General features: G+C 69.3%; 21 protein-coding genes. 2 read left to right on the top strand and 19 right to left on the bottom strand.

Annotated elements, in window-relative coordinates; genetic code table 11:
• A complete protein-coding gene (locus tag QE374_RS08345) occupies positions 1–978 on the bottom strand; it encodes a helix-turn-helix domain-containing protein (RefSeq protein WP_309733896.1) in 978 nt (325 codons plus the stop codon).
• A gap of 86 nt (positions 979–1,064) precedes the next feature.
• Between QE374_RS08345 and QE374_RS08350 the strand changes: the two genes are divergently transcribed.
• Entirely contained in the window at positions 1,065–1,418 is a 354-nt protein-coding gene (locus QE374_RS08350; RefSeq protein WP_309733898.1) for a hypothetical protein, read from the top strand.
• 184 nt (positions 1,419–1,602) lie between these two features.
• Here the strand turns inward: QE374_RS08350 and QE374_RS08355 are convergent, their stop codons facing one another.
• Complete coding sequence (locus tag QE374_RS08355) at positions 1,603–2,736, bottom strand: glycosyltransferase family 1 protein (RefSeq protein ID WP_309733900.1); 1,134 nt, start codon at positions 2,734–2,736, stop codon at positions 1,603–1,605.
• Positions 2,733–3,950, bottom strand: a complete 1,218-nt coding sequence (locus QE374_RS08360) for a glycosyltransferase (RefSeq protein ID WP_309733901.1) — start codon at positions 3,948–3,950, stop codon at positions 2,733–2,735. The genes QE374_RS08355 and QE374_RS08360 overlap by 4 nt, the downstream gene beginning before the upstream one ends.
• A gap of 107 nt (positions 3,951–4,057) precedes the next feature.
• On the opposite strand from QE374_RS08360, the gene QE374_RS08365 reads away from it, so the two are divergent.
• Entirely contained in the window at positions 4,058–4,651 is a 594-nt protein-coding gene (locus tag QE374_RS08365) for a hypothetical protein (RefSeq protein ID WP_309733903.1), read from the top strand.
• 32 nt (positions 4,652–4,683) lie between these two features.
• Here QE374_RS08365 and QE374_RS08370 read toward each other — a convergent pair whose 3' ends face one another.
• From QE374_RS08370 to dnaK, 16 genes are all read right to left on the bottom strand, one after another.
• Positions 4,684–6,801, bottom strand: coding sequence for an ABC transporter ATP-binding protein (locus tag QE374_RS08370; protein WP_309733905.1), 2,118 nt, complete (start codon positions 6,799–6,801; stop codon positions 4,684–4,686).
• Complete coding sequence (locus QE374_RS08375) at positions 6,798–8,525, bottom strand: ABC transporter ATP-binding protein (RefSeq protein WP_309733906.1); 1,728 nt, start codon at positions 8,523–8,525, stop codon at positions 6,798–6,800. The genes QE374_RS08370 and QE374_RS08375 overlap by 4 nt, the downstream gene beginning before the upstream one ends.
• A 91-nt stretch (positions 8,526–8,616) precedes the next feature.
• Entirely contained in the window at positions 8,617–9,390 is a 774-nt protein-coding gene (locus tag QE374_RS08380) for an ion channel (protein WP_309733907.1), read from the bottom strand.
• A gap of 29 nt (positions 9,391–9,419) precedes the next feature.
• Positions 9,420–11,051 carry a fucose isomerase gene (locus QE374_RS08385; protein WP_309733909.1) on the bottom strand — a complete coding sequence of 544 codons (1,632 nt, stop codon included), beginning with the start codon at positions 11,049–11,051 and terminating at the stop codon, positions 9,420–9,422.
• Positions 11,048–11,953, bottom strand: a complete 906-nt coding sequence (locus tag QE374_RS08390) for a ribokinase (protein ID WP_309733910.1) — start codon at positions 11,951–11,953, stop codon at positions 11,048–11,050. The genes QE374_RS08385 and QE374_RS08390 overlap by 4 nt, the downstream gene beginning before the upstream one ends.
• A 7-nt stretch (positions 11,954–11,960) precedes the next feature.
• On the bottom strand, positions 11,961–12,869 hold the full coding sequence (locus tag QE374_RS08395) for a dihydrodipicolinate synthase family protein (protein WP_309733912.1): 909 nt from the start codon (positions 12,867–12,869) through the stop codon (positions 11,961–11,963).
• Positions 12,866–13,603 (bottom strand): SDR family NAD(P)-dependent oxidoreductase, encoded by a 738-nt coding sequence (locus QE374_RS08400; protein ID WP_309733914.1) that lies wholly within the window; start codon positions 13,601–13,603, stop codon positions 12,866–12,868. Before QE374_RS08400 ends, QE374_RS08395 begins: the two co-directional genes overlap by 4 nt.
• Before the next feature lies 1 nt (position 13,604).
• Positions 13,605–14,498, bottom strand: coding sequence for a carbohydrate ABC transporter permease (locus tag QE374_RS08405; protein ID WP_309733915.1), 894 nt, complete (start codon positions 14,496–14,498; stop codon positions 13,605–13,607).
• Positions 14,495–15,421, bottom strand: a complete 927-nt coding sequence (locus tag QE374_RS08410) for a sugar ABC transporter permease (RefSeq protein WP_309733917.1) — start codon at positions 15,419–15,421, stop codon at positions 14,495–14,497. Before QE374_RS08410 ends, QE374_RS08405 begins: the two co-directional genes overlap by 4 nt.
• Before the next feature lie 56 nt (positions 15,422–15,477).
• Positions 15,478–16,785, bottom strand: a complete 1,308-nt coding sequence (locus tag QE374_RS08415) for a sugar ABC transporter substrate-binding protein (protein ID WP_309733918.1) — start codon at positions 16,783–16,785, stop codon at positions 15,478–15,480.
• A 40-nt stretch (positions 16,786–16,825) separates the two neighbouring features.
• Positions 16,826–17,818: a phosphoglycerate dehydrogenase gene (locus QE374_RS08420; RefSeq protein WP_309733920.1), complete on the bottom strand. Its 993-nt coding sequence runs from the start codon at positions 17,816–17,818 to the stop codon at positions 16,826–16,828.
• 149 nt (positions 17,819–17,967) lie between these two features.
• Positions 17,968–18,627, bottom strand: a complete 660-nt coding sequence (locus QE374_RS08425; protein ID WP_234073982.1) for a GntR family transcriptional regulator — start codon at positions 18,625–18,627, stop codon at positions 17,968–17,970.
• Positions 18,628–18,704: 77 nt separating this feature from the next.
• Complete coding sequence (locus QE374_RS08430; RefSeq protein WP_309733922.1) at positions 18,705–19,148, bottom strand: heat shock protein transcriptional repressor HspR; 444 nt, start codon at positions 19,146–19,148, stop codon at positions 18,705–18,707.
• An 82-nt stretch (positions 19,149–19,230) separates the two neighbouring features.
• Positions 19,231–20,223, bottom strand: coding sequence for a DnaJ C-terminal domain-containing protein (locus tag QE374_RS08435; RefSeq protein ID WP_309733924.1), 993 nt, complete (start codon positions 20,221–20,223; stop codon positions 19,231–19,233).
• Between the two features lie 9 nt (positions 20,224–20,232).
• Entirely contained in the window at positions 20,233–20,805 is a 573-nt protein-coding gene (locus tag QE374_RS08440) for a nucleotide exchange factor GrpE (protein ID WP_309733926.1), read from the bottom strand.
• Positions 20,806–20,816: 11 nt separating this feature from the next.
• On the bottom strand, positions 20,817–22,688 hold the full coding sequence (gene dnaK, locus QE374_RS08445) for a molecular chaperone DnaK (RefSeq protein ID WP_309733928.1): 1,872 nt from the start codon (positions 22,686–22,688) through the stop codon (positions 20,817–20,819).
• Positions 22,689–22,727: the final 39 nt, after the last annotated feature.

A 22,727-nucleotide genomic window follows, 5' to 3' on the forward strand; every position in this document is an offset into this window, starting at 1 on the left:
TCACGCGACGGCGGCGACCGCCTCATCGACCGGACAGGCGAACCGGGCACGGTAGGCGGTCGGCGTCGTCGACAGCACGCGCGTGAAGTTCTGCCGCAGCACGGCCGCGGAGCCGAACCCGCACTCCGCGGCGATCCGATCCAGTCCGTAATCGGTCTGCTCGAGCAGCCGCTGCGCGTGCAGCACGCGCTGCCGCGCCAGCCAGGACGCAGGGGTGGCCCCCAGGTCGGCTTTGAAGCGACGCGCGAAGGTGCGCGGGGACATGTGCGCCTTGGCCGCCAGCTGCTCGACCGACAGCTCCTGGCGCAGGTTCTGCACCATCCACTCCGTCACCGGTGCGAGCGAGAGCGACGCCGTCTGCGCGAGCGGACGCGAGATGAACTGGGCCTGTCCGCCCTCACGCTGCGGGGCCACGACCATGCGGCGCGCGATCGTGTTGGTCGCCTCCGCACCGAGCTCTTGGCGAAGCAGGTGGAGGCACGCATCCAGCCCAGCCGCCGTTCCCGCGCTCGTGATGACCTTTCCGTCCTGCACGTAGAGCACGTCCGGGTCGATGTCGAGGCTCGGGTACATCTGGGACATCCGGTCGGTGTACTTCCAGTGCGTCGTGGCACGGCGCCCGTCGAGCACACCGGATGCCGCGAGCACGAACGAGCCGCTGCACACGCTCAGCAGCCACGCGTCGCGGCGCTCGGCCCGGCGCAGCACGGCGGCGAGCCGCGCGTCGATCGTGCCCCAGGTCTCGCGCGGGACAGGAGTGACGACGACGAGATCGGCCTCGTCGGCGAAGGAGAGGTCGTGCTCGACGTTGATCGAGAAGCCGAGGTTCGACATGATCGCACCCGGCTCGATGGCGCAGACGCGGAAGTCGAACATCGGGATGCCGTCGTCGGTGCGATCGATGCCGAACGCCTCGCATGCCAGACCGAACTCGAACGGGGTGAACCCGTGCTGGACGACGACGGCAACGGTTCTCATGGACTCTCCCGGGTTGGCAGGATTAACGCGCTTATGGGCAATCCTGCCAGTCGTGGCACGATCGCACAACACGTAGCTTTTCTGCCATGATCGCACTCATCGTCCTCGGCATCCTCTCGATCGTGGCCATCGCCGCCACCGTCATCGCCGTCGCGCGAGACGGTTACGGCCCGGTGCGCACCGACTGGAGCCGGCTCCCCGACCGCGACGACCCCGTCGCCCCCGCTATCCCTGCGGCCCCTGCCGCCCCTGCGGCCCCTGCCACTCTTGTGGCCCCGACATCCGTTGGAGGGACCCTTGTTGCGCCGGCGACGCCCGCCGCGCACGCCGGCCCCATCGCCCCCGCAACTCCTGTTCAAGGGACCCGTGTTGCGGCCCCGACGCCCGAAACACCGCATCCCGCGTCCCTCGAACACGTTGGTTCTCACGCCCCGGCGTGAACCCGGGCCGGTCGCCGTCCGTGCCGACCCGCTCGTCGGCTCTCGTTGCGGCACCACCGCCCGAAACGCCGCACGTTGCGTCCCTCGAACACGAACGGAGGCCGGCCGCAACCGTTCGAGGGACCCGAGGTGCAGGGCGAGGAGGTTCGGAGGGAGACGAGGAGGTTCGCGCGCGGATGCGGCGTCAGGGCCGCGGGGCGCGGCGATGCGGCGCCATCGCGCGCACGGTGTCGAGCAGGATGCGGGCCGAGCGCTCCCACGAGAACCGCGCCACGTGCTCACGCCCGGCGGCGATGGTGGCGGCGCGCACGGCGGGATCGTCCAGCTTCACGACGGCCGCGGCGAACGCTTGCGGATCGTGAGGATCGACGTACAGGGCGCCGTCTCCGGCGACCTCGCGGAAGATCTCGAGGTCGGTGACGACGGCGGGAACGCCCAGCTCGAGCGCCTCGGCGATGGGCAGGCCGTACCCCTCGTCGAGGCTGGTGGTCGCGAGCACCGCGCGGTCGGCGAGCAGACGCGCGTACTCCTCATCGCTCACCCCGTTGTGGAACACGATGTCGGCGCCGGCGGGGGTGATCGTCTCGAGCTCGGCACGACGCTCGGTCGAGATGCGGCTGAGCAGGTGCAGGGTGCGGCCGGGAAGCCCTGCCATGGCGCGCACGAGGTTCGCGACGTTCTTGTACGGCATGAACGAGCCCATGTAGACGACGTTGCGCACGGGCCCGCTTGCGTCCACCACCGCGCCATCGAGGCGATCGGCCAGGCGCTGCGGGGCGTTGGGGATGACGACCACGGGGCGCGAGGTGAGGTTCACGGCCGCGAACTGCCGCTTGCTCGTCTCGCTGACCGTGGCGACCACATCCGCCGCGTTGAGCGTCAGCCGCTGCGGAAGGTAGCTGAGGTGGAACAGTCGCCACCCGAGCCGCACGGGGGCAGGCAGATCCTTCGGCGGCGTGCGGTGGCGGTAGTAGATCGTGTCGTGCAACGTGAGGATGACACGGTAGCGACGCCCGGCCGTGCCGATCGTCTGCATCGGGGAGAAGACGACATCGGGCGCGAAGCGGTTGAGCAGCCGCGCCGTGAAGGGTTCACGCCACGAGGTCGGCGCATGGATCGCGAGGGTCTGTGCCGCGTCCGGGAGCAGCGCGATCTGCCGCGCGTCGTGCACGAGGAAGGTGACCTCGACGCCCGCATCCGGCGCGGCCGCCGACACCGCGGCCGCAAGCTCTGCGGAGTAGCGGCTGATGCCGTCGTGGAAGTCCGTGCGGATGTACCGCGCGTCGAAGAACAGCCGAAGCGGCGCGGCGGCCGTCACGGCGCGACCGGCTGGCCCCGGTACAGCTTCTCGAAGGTGTCGAGGGTGCGCGCGATGTCGTGGATCTCGACGCCCTTCAGCGAGGCCTCCTGCATCGCGCGATAGTCCTCGGGGGACGCGGTGAGCACCCGTGTGAGCTTCTCGGCGAGGTCGTCGGCGTTCTGCGGCCGGAAGAGCCAGCCGTTCTCACCGTCGTGGACGAGGTGCGGCAGCGCGAGCGCGTCGGCCGCCACGACGGGAAGGCCCGAGGCCATCGCCTCCATGGTCGCGATGGACTGCAGCTCGGCGATCGAGGGCATCGCGAAGACGGACGCACGGGTGAGGATGCGGCGCAGCTCCTCCTCCTCCACCCGACCGTGGAACGTCACACGATCGGTGAGCCCGAGCTGTTGCACGAGCGCGTCCAGCGATCTGCGCTGGTCGCCGCCGCCGACGATCTCGACGGTGGCCTCGAGCGCCGGGTCGAGCTTGGTCACGGCCTGCAGCAGGGTGTCGACGTGCTTCTCGGTGGTGAGGCGTCCGACGAACAGGATGCGGTTGCCGTCGCGCGGCGACAGATCCGCCGTGTACCCCGAGGCGTCGATGCCGCAGCTGATCGGGATCACGCCGTGGATGTCGATCGTCGCCTCGAGGAAGTCTGCCGCGCGGCGCGTGGGAGTGGTCACCGCACGAGCCATGTCGAAGGTGCGCGAGGCATCGTCCCACGCGAGCTTGACGAAGATCTTGTCGAGCACGGGCGGCAACGTCGTGAAATCGAGGATGTTCTCGGCCATGACGTGGTTGGTGGCGACGACCGGGATGCCGCGCTTTCGCGCCTCGCGTGCGAGCCCGCGACCGATGACGATGTGGGACTGGATGTGCACGACGTCGGGCTTCACGCTGTCGAGCACCTGTCGGGCGTAGTGCTTGGAGCGCCACGGCCAGACGAAACGGAGCCAGTCGTGCGGCTTCCAGCGCACGGCCGGCAGGCGGTGCACCGTGACCGGCACGCCCTCGATGATCTCGGTCGCGGGCGGGTACGTGCGGTACTTGAGGCCGGGGGCGACGACATGGACATCGTGACCGCGGCTCGTGAGACCGGCAGCGAGACGCTCGGCGAAACGCGCGGCACCGTTCACGTCGGGCGCGAACGTGTCGCAGCCCATGACGATCGTGAGGGGGCGTTCGGTATCCGGCGCCGGTTCGGGGACATCGGGCGTCGAGGGGGTAGTCACGTGTGGTGGCTGCCTCTCTGGGGGGTCGTTTGCGGGGTGCGCAGGCATCGCGAGTCTACCGGAGCCCTCCTGAGCACCACCGAGGCACCCCGCCTACTCTGGTTGTCATGATGCGATTGCAGGCCGACGCCGATGAGGCCCAGTGGGTCGCCGTCACCGAATCGTTGGGGTTGCGCGGACGTCGCCACCGCAAGAAGGCGCTGCGGATGCTGATGGCACAGGGCTCGCTCGCCGCGGGCACCGAGCAGCGCACCGGCAGCGGCTTCGCGGCCTGGCTCGTGAGCCAGGCGACGCCGTTGCTCATGAGGCGGGCCGCCGGACGCGTCCTGGCGTGGATGTGGCGCGCAGACCCCGAGCTCGTCGTCGTGCTCGCGCAGGTGCAGGAGGCGACGCCGCAGCTGCGGACCGCTCGCGCCATGATGCCGATGGAGTACGACGACACCGAGGACTTCCGCAATCCGCACCTCGGCACGGGCGAGCGTCTGCTCATGGACCTGCCCTCGAACCCCAAGGCGCCGCCGTTCGCGACCTACACCTGGGACATCGGCACGCACCTCGTCACGCTGACCGCGGTCTTCGGAGACCGCGAGCGCGTGAAGACGGCGGTCCCGGCCGTCGACGCGCTCGCCCGCACGCTGCGGGCGGTCGACGATCTGCCGATCGGCGAGTCGCCCGACATCCTGCGCATCGACCCGGCCTAGCCGCCCGGTCACGACGGACCGGGCGGCCGGGCTCAGCTCGAGGGCACGCCCGGGGCGGGCGGCGCCGTCGGCGGAACAGGAGCCGAGGGGACGTCTTCCGGGGCCACGGCTTCGGCCGCCGCATCCGTCGTCGCTTCCGGCGCCGCGGCGGCCTCCTCGACCAGCTCCGTCGCCGCCTGCTCGAACTGCGAGCGGTACAGACGCCAGTAGGCACCCTCCGCGGCGATGAGCTGCTCGTGCGTGCCCTTTTCGACGATGTCGCCGTGCTCCATCACAAGGATGAGATCCGCATCGCGGATCGTCGAGAGCCGGTGCGCGATCACGAACGAGGTGCGCCCCTCGCGCAGCGCCGCCATCGCGTGCTGCAACAGGAGCTCGGTGCGGGTGTCGACCGAGCTGGTGGCCTCGTCGAGGATCAGCACCTCAGGACGAGCGACGAACGCGCGGGCGATCGTGATGAGCTGCTTCTCTCCTGCCGAGACGTTCGCCGCATCCTCGTCCAGCACCGTGTCATACCCGTCGGGCAGAGTCTGCACGAACGGATCGACGCGGGTCGCGACGGCGGCCTCGACCACCTCTTCATCGGTGGCGTTCGCGCGACCATAGCGGATGTTCTCGCGGATGGATCCCGCGAACAGCCACGGGTCCTGCAGCACCATGCCGGTGCGCGAGCGCACATCGTCACGGGTGAGTTCGGCGATGTCCTGCCCGTCGAGGAGGATGCGACCGCCGTCGAGCTCGTAGAAGCGCATGATCAGGTTGACCAGCGTCGTCTTTCCGGCGCCGGTGGGCCCGACGATCGCCACCGTCTGTCCGGGCTCGACCCGGAACGACAGGTCGGTGATGAGGGGCTTGTCGGGCGAGTACGAGAAGGCGACGTTCTGGAACTCGATGACTCCTCGGCCCCCCGCGGGTGCGGGAGCGTCGTCGGAGTCGGGCTCCTGCTCCTCGGCGTCGAGCAGATCGAACACACGCTCCGCGGATGCGGTGCCCGACTGGATGACGGCTGCCATCCCACCCAGCTCCGACAGTGGCTGCGTGAACTGCTGCGAGTACTGGATGAAGGCCTGCACGTCGCCGAGGCGCAGCTGCCCCGATGCCACCATCAACGCACCGAGCACCGCGATGCCGACGTAGGTGAGGTTTCCGACGAACATCATGCCCGGCATGATGATGCCCGAGAGGAACTGCGCCCGGAAGCTCGCCCGGTACAGCTCCTCGTTCTCGGCCTGGAACTTCTCGCGCGCATCCGCCTCGCGCCCGTAGACCTTGACGAGCGCGTGGCCCGAGAAGGACTCCTCGACGCGGGCGTTGAGCCGCCCCACCTTGCGCCACTGCAGGGCGAAGGACTTCTGCGATTTCGGTCCGATGACACCGAAGATGACCGCCATGAGCGGAAGCGACACGAGCGCGACGAGCGCGAGCTGCCACGAGATGGAGAACATCATCACGAGCACGCCGACGACCGTCAGAACAGACGTCACCACGGTCGAGAGCGACTGCTGCATCGTCTGGGTGATGTTGTCGATGTCGTTCGTGACGCGGGAGATGAGCTCACCGCGCTGCACGCGGTCGAAGTACGACAGCGGCAGGCGGTTGATCTTCGCCTCGACGGACTCGCGCAGGCGCCACATCGTGCGCACCATGATCACGTTGATGACGTAGCCCTGGAACCAGGTGAGCACGGCGGAGGCGATGTAGATCGCGAGTGCGGCCATCGTGACCACCCGCAGTCGTTCGAAGTCGATGCCCGCCCCCACCGCGAAGTTCGGCATGGCGCCGACGATGTTCGCGATGTCCCCCTGCCCCGCCGCCTGCAGCGCGGCGACCACATCGGCCTGCGAGGTGCCCGCGGGGAACTGACCGCCCAGTCCTGCCGAGACGACGCCCTCGAAGATGACGTTGGTCGCCTCGCCGAGCACGCGCGGGGCGATGACGGCCAGCACGACACCCGCGGCGCCTGCCAGAGAGACGAGCGTGAAGGCGACGGCATGGGGCTTCAGGAGTCCGACCAGCCGCAGGAACGACCTGCCGAAGTTCGCGGCCTTGCCGGGTGCGACGGAGTCCCAGCTGCCCGAGTTCTGGCGCGCCTGCTCGGCGAGCTCCAGTTCCAGGCGCTCTTCCTCTGTCAGCGCGTCGGGCGTGCTCATGCGTCCACCCCCAGCTGCGACTCGACGATCTCTCGATACGTGTCGTTGTCGGCGAGCAGCTCCTCGTGCGTGCCCACGCCCACCATGCGACCGCCGTCGAGCACGACGATGCGGTCGGCGCCGGTGACCGTCGAGATCCGCTGCGCGACGACGATCTTGGTCACCTCCGGCAGGCGTTCCCAGAGCGCTTGGCGAAGCCGCGCGTCGGTGCGCAGGTCGAGCGCGGAGAAGGAGTCGTCGAAGACGAACAGGTCGGGGCGGTGCACGATCGCCCGCGCGATCGCCAGGCGCTGACGCTGGCCCCCCGAGACGTTCGTGCCGCCCTGCGCGATGGTCGCCTCGAGGCCACCGGACATCTCGGACACGAAGTCCCTCGCCTGGGCGATCTCGAGCGCCTCCCACAGCTCGTCGTCGCTCGCATCCTCACGGCCGAAGCGGAGGTTGGAGGCGACGGTTCCGGTGAACAGGAACGGGCGTTGCGGCACGAGGCCGACGCCCTTCCACAGCACATCGAGATCCGCCTCGCGCACATCGACGCCCGCCACCCGCACGGCACCTCCCGTCACGTCAAAGAGTCGCGGGATGAGCGAGACGAGTGTGGACTTGCCGGAACCCGTGGACCCGACGATCGCGACCGTCTCGCCGCGCGCCGCGTGGAAGGAGATGCCCTGCAGCACGGGGGCGTTCGCGCCGGGGTAGCTGAACGACACATCGTCGAGTTCGAGGGCACCGGGTGCGGGAAAGACCGTGACGGGCTGTGACGGCCGAGCGAGCCCTCCCTCGGCGTCGAGCACCTCGCCGATGCGCTCGGCGGACACCGCGGCGCGCGGGATCATGATCGTCATGAAGCTCGCCATGAGCACTCCCATGAGGATCTGCCCGACGTACTGCATGAACGCGAAGAGCGTTCCGATCTCGACGCCCCCCGCGTCGATCTGACGACCGCCGAACCAGATCACTCCGACGACCGTGACGTTCAGCACCAGCATCGCAAGCGGGAAGAGGAGCACGAAGAGGGATCCGACCTTGCGTCCGATGACCATGATGTCGGTGTTCGCGAGACGGAAGCGCTCGGCCTCGATCGACTCGCGCACGAACGCGCGCACGACCCGCACGCCGGTCAGCTGCTCTCGCATGACCCGGTTGACGGCGTCGAGCTTCTTCTGGAACTGCCGGAACAACGGCACCATCCGGGCGATGATGAGCCCCGCCACGACCAGCAGGGCGGGCACCGCCACGGCGATCAGCCAGCTCAGCCCCACATCCTGCTGCACGGCCATCACGATGCCGCCGATGGCCAGCAAGGGGGCGGTGACGAGCATCGTGGAGCCCATCATCGCGAGCATCTGCACCTGCTGGACGTCGTTCGTGTTGCGGGTGATGAGCGAGCCCGGGCCGAACTGCGACACCTCGCGCTCGGAGAACCCGCTGACCTTCTGGAACACGTCGCGCCGGATGTCGCGGCCGGCCGACATCGCGGCACGGGCGGCGAAGAAGGTGGCGATGACGGATGCGGTGATCTGCCCGAGCGAGATGACCAGCATGATCGTGCCGGTCGACCAGATGTAGCCGGTGTCGCCGCGGGCGACGCCGTTGTCGATGATGTCGGCGTTCAGACGCGGCAGGTAGAGCGACGCCATGGCGGAGGCGAACTGGAAGACCAGCAGAGCCAGCAGCCACCAGCGGTAGGGCGCGAGATAGCGCACCAGGAGTTTTACGAGCACGGTGCCTCCCCAGGCGGAGCGCGGTTCACACGCCGTGCACAGGTTAGGCCGGACCCCCGACACCCCGCATCCGCCGGCGGGAGGATTTCGCTCAGGGCGTGGACTTCTCCGCCGCGGCGAGCGCCGCGCGGGCTGCCGCGAGCTCCTGCTCGAGCCGCGCGACGTCGGCCCGGGTGGCGGGCAGCTGCTCCTGATGGCCGCGGGTGACACGCTCCATGACCCACGAGGAGAACGTCGCCACGATGAGGCCGACGAGCACCACGCCTCCCATCATGAGCGCCACCGCGACGACGCGTCCCGGCACCGTGACCGGGGTGAAGTCTCCGTATCCGACCGTCGTCACCGTGCAGAACGCCCACCAGACCGCGTCTCCGAAGCTGCGGATGTTGCTGTCCGCCGCGTGGCGCTCGACCTCCAGCACGGCGAGCGCCGCCGTCCAGATCAGCAGCAGGGCGGCCGCGATGCCGTACACGAGCATCCGCGCCCGCAGCGAGCTTGCCGCGGTACGGGTGAACGAGGCGATGCGGGTGAGTGCGCCGAGCAGGCGCACCGGCCGGAGGATCGGCAGCAGCGCCACCGCGAGGTCGAACAGGTGCGTGCGGAACCATCGCCCCTTCGGACGCGACATCGCGAGGCGCGCGAGGTAGTCGACGATGAACATCGCCCAGGTGATCGTGAGGATCGACGAGGTGATGACCTCTGCCACCCCGGACACATCGGCGATGACGTGCACGGTCTGGGTGAGGATGAACACGAGCGCCGCGATCGTCAGCGGCCAGTAGGTCATCCGCTCCCACCGTGCCGTGGCCGCGGTCTCACCGCGCGGGTTCACTCCCGCGCGACGTTGCTGCCCATCCCCGTGCACACCTGCACTCTAGAGCGCGCCCGCCCCCCTCACACGGCGACGTCGCCGACCAGGTTCACCCGGATGCCCATCGCGTCGAAGGCCGCGGCCTTCGCGATCAGCGCACGGTCGGCGGTCTCGGCATCCGGTGCGTAGACGACCTGCGCGTGGTTCGCCTTGTGACGGGCCATGAACTGGTCGCGACCGATGCCGTGCAGCACGACGTGGGCGATGGGCCACTCGGGGTTCGTAGCCTCCTTACGGCGGCGGGTCTCCTCCTCGGGCAGCTCCACCGCGCTGGCCCGGAAGATGTCGGCCTGCAGCACGCCCTCGGCGATGAAGACACGCGAGACGACGAGCTCGCCCGGCTTGCTCACGCCGTTGATCGTCGCGCCGCCCGCGGGGAAGAAGACGTGTCCCTGCCGCCACCCCTCTGCCTTGTCCCAGCCGCCGAGGTGGGATGCGGGAACCGACCCCGAGATCTCGTAGACCCAGACGAACTCGCCGTCGAACTCCTCGCCCCACCGCACGTCGTGCAGCGTGTTGTCGGGCACGAGCCCCATCGCACGCCACACGCGGTCGGTCACGAGCGCGTCGACCGCCACACCCTCATCGGCCTCGTTGAAGTGCGGCAGCGCACGGCCCGCGTGCAGTTCGCGGCGTCCGTCGCGCGAGAACACCGGCGGCCGCTCGCTCGTGTTGAGGATGCCCTCGGCGAGATCGGATGCGGGCACGAGGTCCTTCAGCCCCTGCTGGTACTGGATGCCGACCGCATCCAGACCGAAGTCGTCCGCGATGCGCAGCGCGGCGACGTACATCTTCAGCTGCCACTGGACCTGCTCGCGGGTCAGCTCGGTGGCCGGATCCTCGCCGAAGCGGAACGTCATCCCCCGATCGATCAGCCAGTCGAACGCGGCGTCGGCGTCCGCATCCGTGACGGCGAGCATCTCGGCGTAGAGCGCGGACTGCGACAGGCGCTCCTTGTAGATGCCGGTCGGGTTCAGCAGCTCGTCGTCGAAGATGGCGTTGTACATGCCCATGCAGCCTTCGTCGAAGACGCCGATGATGGCCTTCTCCTCGCGCAGCTGTCGGCCGATCGCCTCGCCGAGCTCTCGCTCCGGGCTCTCGGGCAGCGTCGGCAGCGCCCGCACGTGGGAGGTGTCGTGGGTGATGCGACCGGTGCGCGTCCACTCGAGCAACCCTTCGCGGAACCAGTCGTCCGCGAAGTCGACCGACCAGATCGTGGCGTAGGGCGTGCCCATCTTGGTGAGGCCCGCGTTCAGCCCGAGCAGACCCACGAGACCCGGCCACTCTCCGGCGAAGTTCGCGACCGTGAGGATCGGACCGCGGTGGGTGCGCAACCCCGCGAGCACGTGGTGCGAGTACTGCCACACCGCCTCGGCGACGATGAGCGGCGCCTCGGCGGGGATGCTCTTGAACACCTCCATGCCCATGCGCTGGCTCGAGATGAATCCGTGGCCGGTTGCGGGGTCGACGTCGTTGGCCCTGACCACGCTCCATCCGAGGTCGCCGAGCACGCGCGTCACGGCGGCCTCCAGCTCGACCTGCGCGGGCCAGCCGGCGACGTTCGCCGATTCGCGGAGGTCGCCCGACGAGATCAGGTACGCGGTGCGCGGCGGCGCCACGAGAGCGGCGGGTGCGGTGGGGAGGGTGTAGGTCATGATCGATCTCCTTGCAGAGCGGTGAGGATGTCGGCGCGGTGCGGCATCGACGCCGCGGCCCCCGGACGGGTGACGGTGAGAGCGGCCGCGGCGGACGCGGCCTCGAGTGAGGAGTGGAGCGTGGCGCCGGCGGCGAGCCAGGCGATCAGCACGCCGGCGAAGGTGTCGCCCGCACCGGTGGTGTCGACGACGGCCACGGGGCGCGCAGCCACGGTCGCCGTGATCTCGCCGCCTTGCGCGACCAGCGCGCCCTGGGCCCCGAGGGTCACGACGACCGTCCCGGCGGCACGGCTGAGCACGCGGGCAGCCCCGGCCGCATCCGGGTCGCCGCTCAGCGCGGCCGCCTCGTGCTCGTTGACCAGAAGGATGTCGCTCAGCGAGATCAGCTCGTCGATGTGGGACTCGGGCACGGGTGCCGGTGTGAGCACCGTCGTCACGCCGTGTCCGCGCGCCCAGCGCATGGCCTCGACCACGAGCGCGACAGGCCGCTCCAGCTGGACGACGAGATGCCCGGCACCGGCGATCGCCGCCCGGTCCGAGTCGGACAACCGGTCGTCCCCGTTCGCGCCCGCAACGACGACGATGGCGTTCTCGCCGTCGTCGGTGACCGTGATGGCGGCGATCCCCGTGGGCTCCGCGCTCGGCACGAGCCCGGATGCGTCGATCCCCTGCGCGAGGAGGAAACCGCGCAGACGGCCGCCGAACTCGTCCGTGCCGACCGCGCCGAGGAAGCAGACGCTCGCCCCGGCACGGGCGGCGGCGACGGCCTGGTTCAGCCCCTTCCCGCCCGGTCCCGTCGCGAACGACGACCCGCTGACGGTCTCCCCCGGACGCACCGTGGATGCCACCCGGACGACGAGATCCATGTTGGCGCTGCCGAGCACGGCGATCGACGAAGCCACGGCGGGCTCAGCGGTACGTCGCGATGACGCGCTCGATCTCGGCGAGCGCCGCCTCGTCGGGCTGCATGAGAGCCATGCGGCAAGTGCCGTCGGCGACGCCCATCGTCCGGTAGGCGGCCTTCATCCGGGCCATGTCCCCGCCGATGATCGAGACGATGTCGTCGACGGCGGCCTGGGCCTGCGCGATCTTCTGCGCGTCGCCGGTGTCCGCCGCGGCTGCGAGCGCTCGGAACGGCTTCGGCAGCACGGAGGAGACGCCGGAGACGACGCCCTGCGCGCCGACCTGACCGGCGGCGACGAGATCCTTGTCGGCACCCGTGTAGAGGATGAAGTCGTTCGGCACGACCGCGCGGTACGCGGCGAGCTCGTCCAGGCTGAGCTCACTGACCTTCGCCCCCACCACCGCGGGAAGCTCGGCGAGGCGAGCCAGCAGCTCCGGGCTCACCGTGATGCCGCTGCGTCGCGGATAGATGTAGACGTACAGGGCGCCGTCGCCCACCGCTGCCGCGACCTGGACGAAGTAGTCGTAGACGGCGGACTCGGCAGCGGGCAGGTAGTAGGGCGTGAGGGCGGCGAACTCGGTCACGCCGGCATCCTTCGCGATCTTCACGCGGCGCACGGCCTCGTAGGCGCTCGGCTGGCCGACGTGGGCGATGACGCGCATGCGACCCGCGAGCTCCTCGACCGCGGCGCGGATGAGCTGCGCGAACTCGTCGTCGTCGACCGCGGGGAACTCGCCCGTGGTGCCCAGCACGAAGGCGCCCTCGTTGCCGGAGTCGCCGACGTACCGGAAGATCGAGCGGCTGCCGTCGAGATCCAGCGAGCCGTCGGCGTGGAAGCTGGTGGGGATGGCGGTCACGATGTCGCGACGGGTCATGTCGATGCCTTTCGAGAGGATGCGGAGCGAGCCGCTCACGCGTAGGAGGTGTTGGCGGTGGGAGTCAGGACCAGCTCGTTCACGCAGACGCGCGGGGGCTGGCGGGCGATCCAGGCGACGGCGTCGCCCACGTCGTCGGGCGCGAGCATGAGGGCGCGGGCCTCGGCGGAGGGCGGGTTCGGCCGGGTATCGAGGATGTCGGTGGCCACCTCCCCGGGGCACAGGTGCGTGGCACGGATGCCGTGCAGCCGCTCCTGGGCGTTGAGCGTCTCGGCCATCACGCCGAGCGAGGTCTTGCTCATGGCGTAGGCGGCGCCCGCGCCCGGCGAGTGGCGCCACGCGGCCCACGAGGAGACCAGCACGACGAGTCCCGCGCCGGCGGCCCGCATCCCGGGCAGCACCGCGTGGACCGCGCGCACCGCGCCCTGCAGATTCACGTCCATGACGTGCGCGATGTCGGTCGCCGACACCTGGTCCCAGAACCGTCCGGCGACGTTCGTGCCCGCGCAGTAGACCAGGGTGTCGATGAGGCCGTGGGTCTCGGTGAGACGCGCGGCCGCATCCTGCACGGCATCGTCGTCGGTGACGTCGAGCACGAGCGCGGATGCGGCACCGCCGCTCTGGTGGACCGCGTCGAGGGTCGTGTCCAGCTCCGCCGCCCGGCGGCCCGAGACGACGACGTGGAAACCGTCGCGAGCGAGCGCCTGGGCCGCGGCGCGACCGATGCCGGTACCGCCGCCGACGACCCAGGCGGTGCGTGTTGCCTCGCCCATCTCAGCCCTTGGTCGCGCCGGCGGTCAGACCGCTGACGACGTAGCGCTGCGCGAACAGCGCGACGATCATGACCGGGACGGTGATGACCACGGCGGCGGCCATGAGCCCGCCCCAGTCGACCGACGCGTAGCTCGTGAAGTTCACGATCGCGACCGGCAGCGTGCGGGTGGACTGGCTGGAGAGCACCAGGGCGAACAGGAAGTTGTTCCAGCTGAAGATGAACGACAGGATCGACGCCGTCGCGATGCCCGGCAGCGACAGGGGCAGCACGACGCGGACGAAGGCGCCGATCTTGCTTGAGCCGTCGATCTGCGCGGCCTCCTCCAGCTCCGTCGGGATGCCGTCGAAGAAGCTCGACATGATGGCCACCACGAGCGGCATGGTCACGAACAGGTGCGTGAGGATCAGCACCGTGTAGCTGCCGACGAGCTGTACCTGCGAGAACAGGAAGTACCACGGGATCAGCAGGCTGACGCCGGGGATCACACGCGCCATCAGCAGGAAGCCGGTCGTGCTGCGTACCTTGTACCGGGCGATGCCGTACGCCGCCGGCACGCCGATCACGAGCGCGAGCAGGGTGGCCCCCACGCCGACGAGCAGGCTGTTGCCGATGACCGGCAGGAAGTTCTGCACGGTGAAGACGGTCTCGTAGTTCTTGAGCGTCGGCTCGAACGCGAACATCTTGTCCGGGTTCACGACGTCGAGGTTGCGCTTGAAGCTGGCCAGCAGCATCCACACGAGCGGCACGAGGAAGGCGAGCACGACGGCGACGATTCCGACGACGCGCGCGGTCTGCCCGGCGACGTCGATCGGGCGGCGGGGGCGGCGCTTGGGGGTGGCAGCGCGAAGGCCGCGACGGCCGACGGGCTGGACGAGGGCGCGGGTCTCACTCATACCCGGGTTCCTTTCTTGCGAAGGATCGCGAGGGCCAGCAGCACCACCACGATCAGCAGGAAGAAGAGGATCAGCAGCGCCGATGCCTTGCCGTACTGCGAGAACTGGAACGCCTGCCCGTAGGCGAGGATGTTGAGCGTCTCGGCCTCGTGGCTCGAGCCGCCGCCGATGCCCTTGGTGGCGTAGATGATGTCGAAGGTCTTCATCGCATCGATGGAGCGCAGGATGGCGGCCGCGCCGATCACGGGCGCGAGCAGCGGCAGGGTGATGTGACGGAAGCGCTGCCACGCGTTCGCGCCGTCCACCCGCGCCGCCTCGTCGGGCTCTTCCGGCAGGGTCGACAGACCGGCGAGGAGGATCAGGATGACCATCGGCGTCCACTGCCAGACGTCGATGAAGACGAGGGTGTTCAACGCGGTCGAGGGATCGCTGAGCCAACCTTGGCGCGGGAGACCGAGGAACTGCATGACGCTGTTGGCGAAGCCGATGGACGGCTCGAAGATCAGCAGCCACATCATGCCGACGGCGACGGGTGTGGCAACCAGCGGCAGCAGGATGAACACGCGAACCAGGCCCTGACCCCGGAAGGTCTTGCGCAGCAGGAGCGCGATCGCCAGCCCCAGGATGAGCTCGATGCCCAGCGCCAGGACCGTGAAGTAGGCGGTGCGGCCCACAGCCGGCCAGAACCGGTCGGTGTCGCCGAGCCAGGTGACGTAGTTGTCGAGGCCGACGAACGAGAAGGGCCGGGTGACGGCGCCCGCCGAGTCGGTGAGGGAGAGGAAGACCGTGTAACCGATCGGGAAGGCGATCAGCAGCGCGATGAACAGCACCGACGGGACGATCAGGATCCACTTCAGGCGAGCGTCGATCCAGTTGAGTGCGCGGTTGCCGAACGTCGACCTGCGCGCGGTGAGCGAGGACACGGAGCCTCCTTGGTCCGGGTGGCCCCGGGCGGCGAGCGCCGCCCGGGGCCGTGAGATCACTTCTCGGAATCGAGCAGTTCCTGGAACTGCGTGTTCGCGGTCTTGGCGGCGTCTGCGACGTCGCCCCCCTCGATCGCGGTGATGGCGGGACCGCCGACGATCTCGCGGGCCGCGGCGACCTGCTCGAGCTGCGGGCGGTCGTGGCCGACGCCGTGGTCGCCCACGTTCTGGATGATCTCGACGAGACCGGCGGGGAAGGATGCGGTGGCCTCGGCGTCGTTCCAGGCGGACTCACGCGCGCCGGGAACCGTCTCGTTGGCCAGCAGCCACTTGGTGTTCTCCTCGTTGGTGACCCACTTGATGAACTCCCACGCGGCCTCCTTCTTCTTGGAGAAGGCGTTGATGCCGACGGTCTGCGGGACGATGTTGTAGAACTTCGAGCCGGCCGGCCCCTCGGGGAACTGCGCGAAGCCGACCGTGTCGACGACGGCGCTGTTGTCGGCGTCCAGGAAGGTGTACGCCTGGCTGTCGGCGTCGATGTAGAACGCCGCCTTGCCCTGCGCGAAGAGGGCGGATGCCTCGACCCAGCCCATGTTGGTGGCTCCGGGAGGGCCCGACTGGCGCAGCAGGTCGCCGTAGAACTCGTAGGCCTTCTTCGCCTCCGGGGTGTCGACGCTGGCGTTGCCGTCCTTGTCCTGGAAGTCGCCGCCGAAGCTGTAGAGGAACGACGACAGCTGCGTGACAAGCGGCACGCGGGAGCCGCGCATGGCGATTCCGTACATTCCGTTGTCCGGGTCGTTGAGGGCTGCGGCCGCCGACTTCAGCTCATCGAGCGTCTTGGGCACCGGGATGCCGGCCGCCTCGAGCAGGTCGGTGCGGTAGTAGACGATCTGTCGCTCGGTCATGACGGGGACGCCGTAGACGACCCCGTCGAGCTCCACCGCGTCACGGGCAGCGGACTGGAAGTCCTCCCAGTTCCAGTCGGCGTCGCTCTCGACCTGCTCGGTCATGTCGGTGAGCCATCCGTTGCGCGAGAACTCGCGCATGACGTCCTGCACCTGGAAGGCCATGACGTCGAAGTCAGCGGACTGGGCGTTGAGCTTGACCTTGTAGTTGTCGTTGAGCTGCTCGTTGCCGTAGGCCTCGATGTTGACCTTGACGCCGGTCTCCTGCTCGTACTGGGTGCCAAGGGTCTTCAGACCTTCGACCCAGGGGCTGTTGGCGGCGACGACCGTGATCTCGGAGACGTCGGCGGAATCGCCCGCGTCGCCTGTGCCGCTGGCGCAGGCAGTGAGGCCCAGGGCCGCGACGGCGCCGGCGGCGATACCGATGACCAGCCGACGGGGTCTGCGTGTCGTGAACATCGTTGTTCCTTTCAGGAGGTGGGTGGTGCGTGGGTTCGGGTCAGAAGGCGAGGGCGGCCGGCACACGGCCCGCGAAGACGTCGACGATGGCCTGCGCGGTGGCGAGGCCGATACGCTCGTACGCCTCCGCGCTGTCGGCGGCGGCGTGGGGGGCCACGACGACGTTGGGGAAGGAGAAGAGGGGATTGTCCGCGGCGACGGGCTCCACCTCGAACACATCCAGTCCTACCCCGCCGATACGGCCGGAAGCGAGTCCGCGCACGACCGCGGCCTCGTCGACCAGGCCGCCGCGGCTCGTGTTGATGAGGAGCGTTCCGGGGCGCATCGCGGCGATCAGCTCGTCGTCGACCGTGTGGTGGGTGTCGGGCGTGTGCGGGGCGTGCACCGAGACGATGTCGACGTCGCGCACGACCTCCGTGACACGGTCCACGAGGCGCACGCCCAGGCGCTCGGCCGCCTGGCGGTCGGCGAACGGATCGAAGGCCACGAGGTCGACATCGAAGCCGGCGAGACGGCGGGCGACGGTCTGCGCGATGGCGCCGAAGCCGATGAGACCGATGCTCTTTCCCGCGAGCTCGCGGCCGACGTAACGGTCCCAGCGACCGTTCTTGGTCGCGGCGTCCAGCTCGGGGATGCGGCGCAGCAGCGCCAGCATGAAGCCGATCGCCAGTTCGGCGACGGCTGCGGCGTTGCCGCCGGGGACGTTCACGACGCGGATGTCGCGGGCGCGCGCCGCGTCGAGGTCGATGTTGTCGAGTCCCACACCGAGGCGAGAGATGATCTGCAGCCGGTCGGCGCGATCGAGGGCATCGGCGTCGTAGACCTCGACGCCGGCGACGGCGGCATCCGCATCCGCGATGCGGGCGTGCAGTTCGTCGGCCGTCCACGGCACGGTGGACTCGTTCTCCACGAGCGTGAAGCCGTGCTCGAGAAGCAGCGCACGGCCGGAGGCGCACAGGGCCGGGTAGCGGACCGGTCCGACGATGACGGTGCGACCTGCACCCACCGGTGCGATCGAATCGTGTCCTGCCATCTGGAAGCCCCTCCTCGAAACGGGTCGGGGCTGCTCCAGGCGGAGCGACCGGTCACCGTTGAACGATCTGTTTTCTGTTAACAGTCAACATAGGACAGCGCGAGGGCCGTGTCAAATGCCCCGCCAGACGGGGATCGACGACGGGGCCGTCAGTGCGCGGCGTCGGGCAGGCTGCGCAGGGCGTCACGCACGTGACCCTTGGCGAGGGTCAGGTGCAGATGCAGCCGCTTGACGGCGGCATCGGCGTCGCCGGTGCGGATCACATCGAGAAAGCCCTGATGATCGGCTGTTGCCGAAGCGATGTCGCTCGTGTCGCTGAGCTCGAACAGGATCGCGAAGATGCGCTGGTACGGGCGCCACGCCTCCATCAGCCGGCGGTTGCGCGCGTTGACGTAGAAGCTCGTGTGGAACTGCATGTCCGCATCCGCGAAACGCTCGCCGTCGTCGCTCTCGGCGGCCGCCGCCATGTCGTCGACGATCGCCTGCACGCGGTCCCAGTCCTTGGAACTGGCGTTGGCGATGGCGAGCCGGATGGCGAGGGACTCCAGCACCTCGCGCAGCATGTACAGCTCTTCGATGTCGGTCATGCCGACGGCGCGCGTGTAGATGCGTTTGCGGCGATCCTCGACCAGTCCCTCCGCCTCCAGGTGCCGCAGAGCATCGCGAACGGGACCGCGGCTGACGTCGAAACGCGTGGCGAGGGCATCCTCGGCGAGGTGCGTATCGGCGGGGATGATCCCCTTGATGATCTCGACGCGAAGGCGATGGGCTATCTGGTCACCCATCGCAAGGGGGCGGAGATCGGACACGAGCACCTCACTGTCGTCGGTTAACAGTCAGCGTTGCACCGCGCTTGTCCACGGGTCAAATCCACCGCGGCGCGGACTCAGTCCGCGGGAGGCAGTTCGCGCCGCGGTCTCCAGACCACGATCTCGGTGGAGCGGCGCACGCGCGTGCCCGAGCGCAGCGACACCACCGAGCCCGAGGGGCCGGCCGCGAACACGCGCGCTCCGGGCCTGCGATCGAGCTCGGCGCGCATCGCGTTCTCCAGGTCGCGCACGCGGCCGTGAAGCTCACGCACGCGGTTCTCGAGCTCGATGATGCGGGCGATGGCGGGCAGGCTCATGCCGTCCGCCGACAGGCGCGAGACCTCGCGCAGCTGCTCGATGTGGCGCACCGAGTACCGGCGCGAGCCGCCCTTGGTGCGTCCGGGCACGACCAGTCCGAGCCGGTCGTACTGACGCAGGGTCTGCGGGTGCATGCCGGCGAGTTCCGCGGCCGTCGCGATCGCGAACACCGGCGCCTCGTCGTCGATCTCGTTCTCGTCCATCCCGCTCACCTCCTTGCCCCGATCATCTCGTGACCCGCGGGTGCGGCATCCGGATCCGGATACCGCATCCGCGGATCGTTCGTCAGTTGCGCGCCTTGGCCATCAGCTCGGCGCGCGGGTTCTCCTTGGGCTCGAGCTCCTGGAAGCGCTCGAGTGCCTCCTTGGCCGCGTCGTCGAGGTGGGCGGGCACCGCCACCTGCACCTCGGCGAGCAGATCGCCCGTGCCCTTCTGGGTGTGCACGCCGCGTCCCTTCACCCGAAGGACCCGACCCGAAGGCGTCCCCGGAGCCACGCGCAGGCGCACCGGGTCGCCGCCCAGGGTGGGGACCTCGATGGTCGCGCCGAGCACGGCCTCGGTGAAGGTGATCGGCACGGTCAGGCGCAGGTTGAGCCCGTCGCGCGTGAAGACCGGATGCGGCCGCACCGAGACCTGCACGACGATGTCGCCGGCCTCGCCGCCGTCGGGCGAGGGGCGCCCGCGGCCACGGAGCCGGATCTTCTGCCCGTCGGCGACGCCGGCGGGGATCTTCACCTTGAACGGCTTGCCGTCCTCGCCCTGGAGCGTGATCGTCTCGCCGCCCACGGCCGTCGCGAAGTCGAGCGTCGTGCGCGCCGTGACGTCGGCGCCCTTGGTGGGTCCGCCGAAGCCGCGGTAGCCGCCCGAGGTCTGACCGAAGCGGCCCGTTCCGAACGAGCTCGATCCGCCGCGGTCGAACATCGTGAAGAAGTCCTCGAAACCGCCCGCGTCGAACTGGCTGCCCCCGCGGCCCTGGCCGAAGCGCGAGAACACGTCCTCGAAACCGCCCGCACCCGCACCGCCCGCGGTGAAGCGGGCGCCGGAGCCCATGGCGCGCATCTGGTCGTACTCCTCGCGCTGCTCCTTGTCGCTGAGCACCGAGTACGCTTCGCTGATCTCCTTGAAGCGCGCCTCGGCCGCCGCATCCCCGGGGTTCGAATCCGGGTGGTACTGGCGGGCGAGCTTGCGGTACGTCTTCTTCAGATCGGCGTCGGAGACGTCCTTCGCGACGCCGAGCACCGCGTAGAAGTCCTTGTCGAACCAGTCCTGACTGGCCACGTTCTCCTCCTAGTCCGCCGGCACGGCGACCACGACCTTCGCGGGGCGCAGCTCGACGGAGCCGAGTCGGTAACCGACCTCGACCACCTCGAGGATCGTCGCCTCGGTCTGACCGGGTGTCGGCTGCTGGAAGATCGCCTCGTGCTGCTGCGGGTCGAACGCCTCGCCGGCCGCACCGTAGGTGACCAGGCCCATGCGCTCGGCCACGCCGCGCAGCTTCTCGGCGATCGCCGCGAACGGGGTGCCCTCGGCGAGGTCGCCGTGCTTGGCAGCACGGTCGAGATCGTCGAGCACGGGCAGCAGGTTCTTGGCCACCGAGCCCTTCGCGCGCTCGATCTCCACCTCCCGCTGCTCCTCGGTGCGACGCCGGTAGTTGGCGTACTCGGCCTGCAGGCGCTTGAGATCTCCCAGCAGGTCGGGGTCCTCCGCCGCCGCATCCGCGTTCTGCTCGGCACCCAGGATGTCGTCGACCGTCAGCTCCGGCTCCTGCGAAGCGGGGTCGGAGGCCTGCGCCTCCGACCCCTCCTCGCCGGGCCGAACCTCGTCGCCGTCGTCCGACTGTTCGAAGTTCTTGTCCGTCATGGTCGTATCTCTTACTTCTTCTCGTCCTCGTCGTCGACGACCTCGGCGTCGATGACGTCCTCCTCGGGGTTCGGCGTGGTGCCGCTGCCCGGGTCGGTGGCGGACGGGTCGGCGGGCTGACCCTCGGCCTGTGCGGCCTGGTACAGGGCCTCGCCCAGCTGGCTCTGGCTCTGGTTCAGCTTGTCGAACGCGGTCTTGACCGCGTCGTCGTCCTCACCGGCGAGCGCTGCCTTCAGCGCGTCGACGTCGGCCTGCACGGAGTCCTTGACCTCGGCGGGCAGCTTGTCGGCGTTCTCGGAGATCAGCTTGTCGACGGAGTACGAGAGGGTCTCGGCCTGGTTGCGGGTCTCAGCCGACTCGCGCCGCTTCTTGTCCTCGGCGGCGTGCTCCTCGGCCTCGCGCACCATGCGCTCGATGTCCTCCTTGGGAAGCGACGAGCCGCCCGTGATGGTCATCGACTGCTCCTTGCCGGTGCCCTTGTCCTTCGCCGAGACGTGGACGATGCCGTTCGCGTCGATGTCGAAGGTGACCTCGACCTGCGGGATGCCGCGGGGCGCGGGAGCGATGCCGGTCAGCTCGAACGTGCCGAGCGGCTTGTTGTCGCGGGTGAACTCGCGCTCGCCCTGGAAGACCTGGATCGCGACCGACGGCTGGTTGTCGTCGGCGGTCGTGAAGGTCTCGCTGCGCTTGGTCGGAATGGCCGTGTTGCGCTCGATGAGCTTGGTCATGATGCCGCCCTTGGTCTCGATGCCGAGGCTCAGGGGGGTGACGTCGATGAGCAGCACGTCCTTGCGCTCACCCTTCAGCACGCCGGCCTGCAGGGCGGCGCCGACGGCGACGACCTCGTCCGGGTTGACGCCCTTGTTGGGCTCCTTGCCACCGGTGAGCTTCTTGACGAGCTCGGTCACCTGCGGCATGCGGGTCGAACCACCGACCAGCACGACGTGGTCGATGTCGTCGACCTTGATGCCGGCCTCGCGGATGACGTCGTCGAAGGGCTTCTTCGTGCGATCGAGGAGGTCCTTGGTGAGGTCCTCGAACTTGGCACGCGAGAGGGTCTCGCTCAGCGACACGGGGCCCGAGTCGGTCAGCGACAGGTAGGGGAGGTTGATCGAGGTCGAGGTCGAGCTCGACAGCTCCTTCTTCGCCTGCTCCGCGGCCTCCTTGAGGCGCTGGAGCGCGATCTTGTCGCCCGAGACGTCGACGCCGGTGGTCTGGCGGAACTGCGTGATGAGGTAGTCGACGACGCGCTGGTCCCAGTCGTCACCGCCGAGGCGGTTGTCACCGGCCGTGGAGCGCACCTGGATCGTCGAGAAGTCGTCGTCCTTGCCCACCTCGAGGAGGGACACGTCGAAGGTGCCGCCACCGAGGTCGAAGACGAGGATGAGCTCGTCCTCCTTGCCGCGGTCGAGGCCGTAGGCCAGAGCCGCAGCGGTGGGCTCGTTGATGATGCGCAGGACGTTCAGGCCCGCGATCTCGCCGGCCTCCTTCGTGGCCTGGCGCTCGGCGTCGTTGAAGTACGCCGGAACGGTGATGACCGCATCCGTGACGCTGTCACCGAGGTACTGCTCGGCGTCGCGCTTGAGCTTCTGGAGGATGCGGGCCGAGATCTCCTGCGGCGTGTACTGCTTGCCGTCGATCGCCTGCGTCTTCCAGTCGGTGCCCATGTGGCGCTTGACCGAGGTGAGCGTGCGGTCGACGTTGGTGACGGCCTGACGCTTGGCGGTCTCACCCACCAGAACCTCGCCGTCCTTGGTGAAGGCGACGACGGACGGGGTGGTGCGGAAGCCTTCCGCGTTCGCGATGACCTTCGGCTCGCCGCCCTCGAGGACGCTGACGACGGAGTTCGTCGTACCGAGGTCGATACCTACTGCACGGGGCATGTGTTTCCCTCTCCCTTTGCAAAGACCCTCGCGAGATGC

This window comes from Microbacterium sp. SORGH_AS_0428, from assembly GCF_031453615.1.
Taxonomy (GTDB): Bacteria; Actinomycetota; Actinomycetes; order Actinomycetales; family Microbacteriaceae; genus Microbacterium.

What these genes read in the sequence shown, in the direction of transcription:
- QE374_RS08345 (WP_309733896.1), bottom strand. Translation starts at nt 978, where the DNA reads ATGAGAACCGTTGCCGTCGTCGTCCAGCACGGGTTCACCCCGTTCGAG.
- QE374_RS08350 (WP_309733898.1), top strand. Translation starts at nt 1,065, where the DNA reads ATGATCGCACTCATCGTCCTCGGCATCCTCTCGATCGTGGCCATCGCC.
- QE374_RS08365 (WP_309733903.1), top strand. Translation starts at nt 4,058, where the DNA reads ATGATGCGATTGCAGGCCGACGCCGATGAGGCCCAGTGGGTCGCCGTC.
- QE374_RS08370 (WP_309733905.1), bottom strand. Translation starts at nt 6,801, where the DNA reads ATGAGCACGCCCGACGCGCTGACAGAGGAAGAGCGCCTGGAACTGGAG.
- QE374_RS08385 (WP_309733909.1), bottom strand. Translation starts at nt 11,051, where the DNA reads ATGACCTACACCCTCCCCACCGCACCCGCCGCTCTCGTGGCGCCGCCG.
- QE374_RS08400 (WP_309733914.1), bottom strand. Translation starts at nt 13,603, where the DNA reads ATGGGCGAGGCAACACGCACCGCCTGGGTCGTCGGCGGCGGTACCGGC.
- QE374_RS08405 (WP_309733915.1), bottom strand. Translation starts at nt 14,498, where the DNA reads ATGAGTGAGACCCGCGCCCTCGTCCAGCCCGTCGGCCGTCGCGGCCTT.
- QE374_RS08415 (WP_309733918.1), bottom strand. Translation starts at nt 16,785, where the DNA reads ATGTTCACGACACGCAGACCCCGTCGGCTGGTCATCGGTATCGCCGCC.
- QE374_RS08420 (WP_309733920.1), bottom strand. Translation starts at nt 17,818, where the DNA reads ATGGCAGGACACGATTCGATCGCACCGGTGGGTGCAGGTCGCACCGTC.
- QE374_RS08430 (WP_309733922.1), bottom strand. Translation starts at nt 19,148, where the DNA reads ATGGACGAGAACGAGATCGACGACGAGGCGCCGGTGTTCGCGATCGCG.
- QE374_RS08440 (WP_309733926.1), bottom strand. Translation starts at nt 20,805, where the DNA reads ATGACGGACAAGAACTTCGAACAGTCGGACGACGGCGACGAGGTTCGG.
- dnaK (WP_309733928.1), bottom strand. Translation starts at nt 22,688, where the DNA reads ATGCCCCGTGCAGTAGGTATCGACCTCGGTACGACGAACTCCGTCGTC.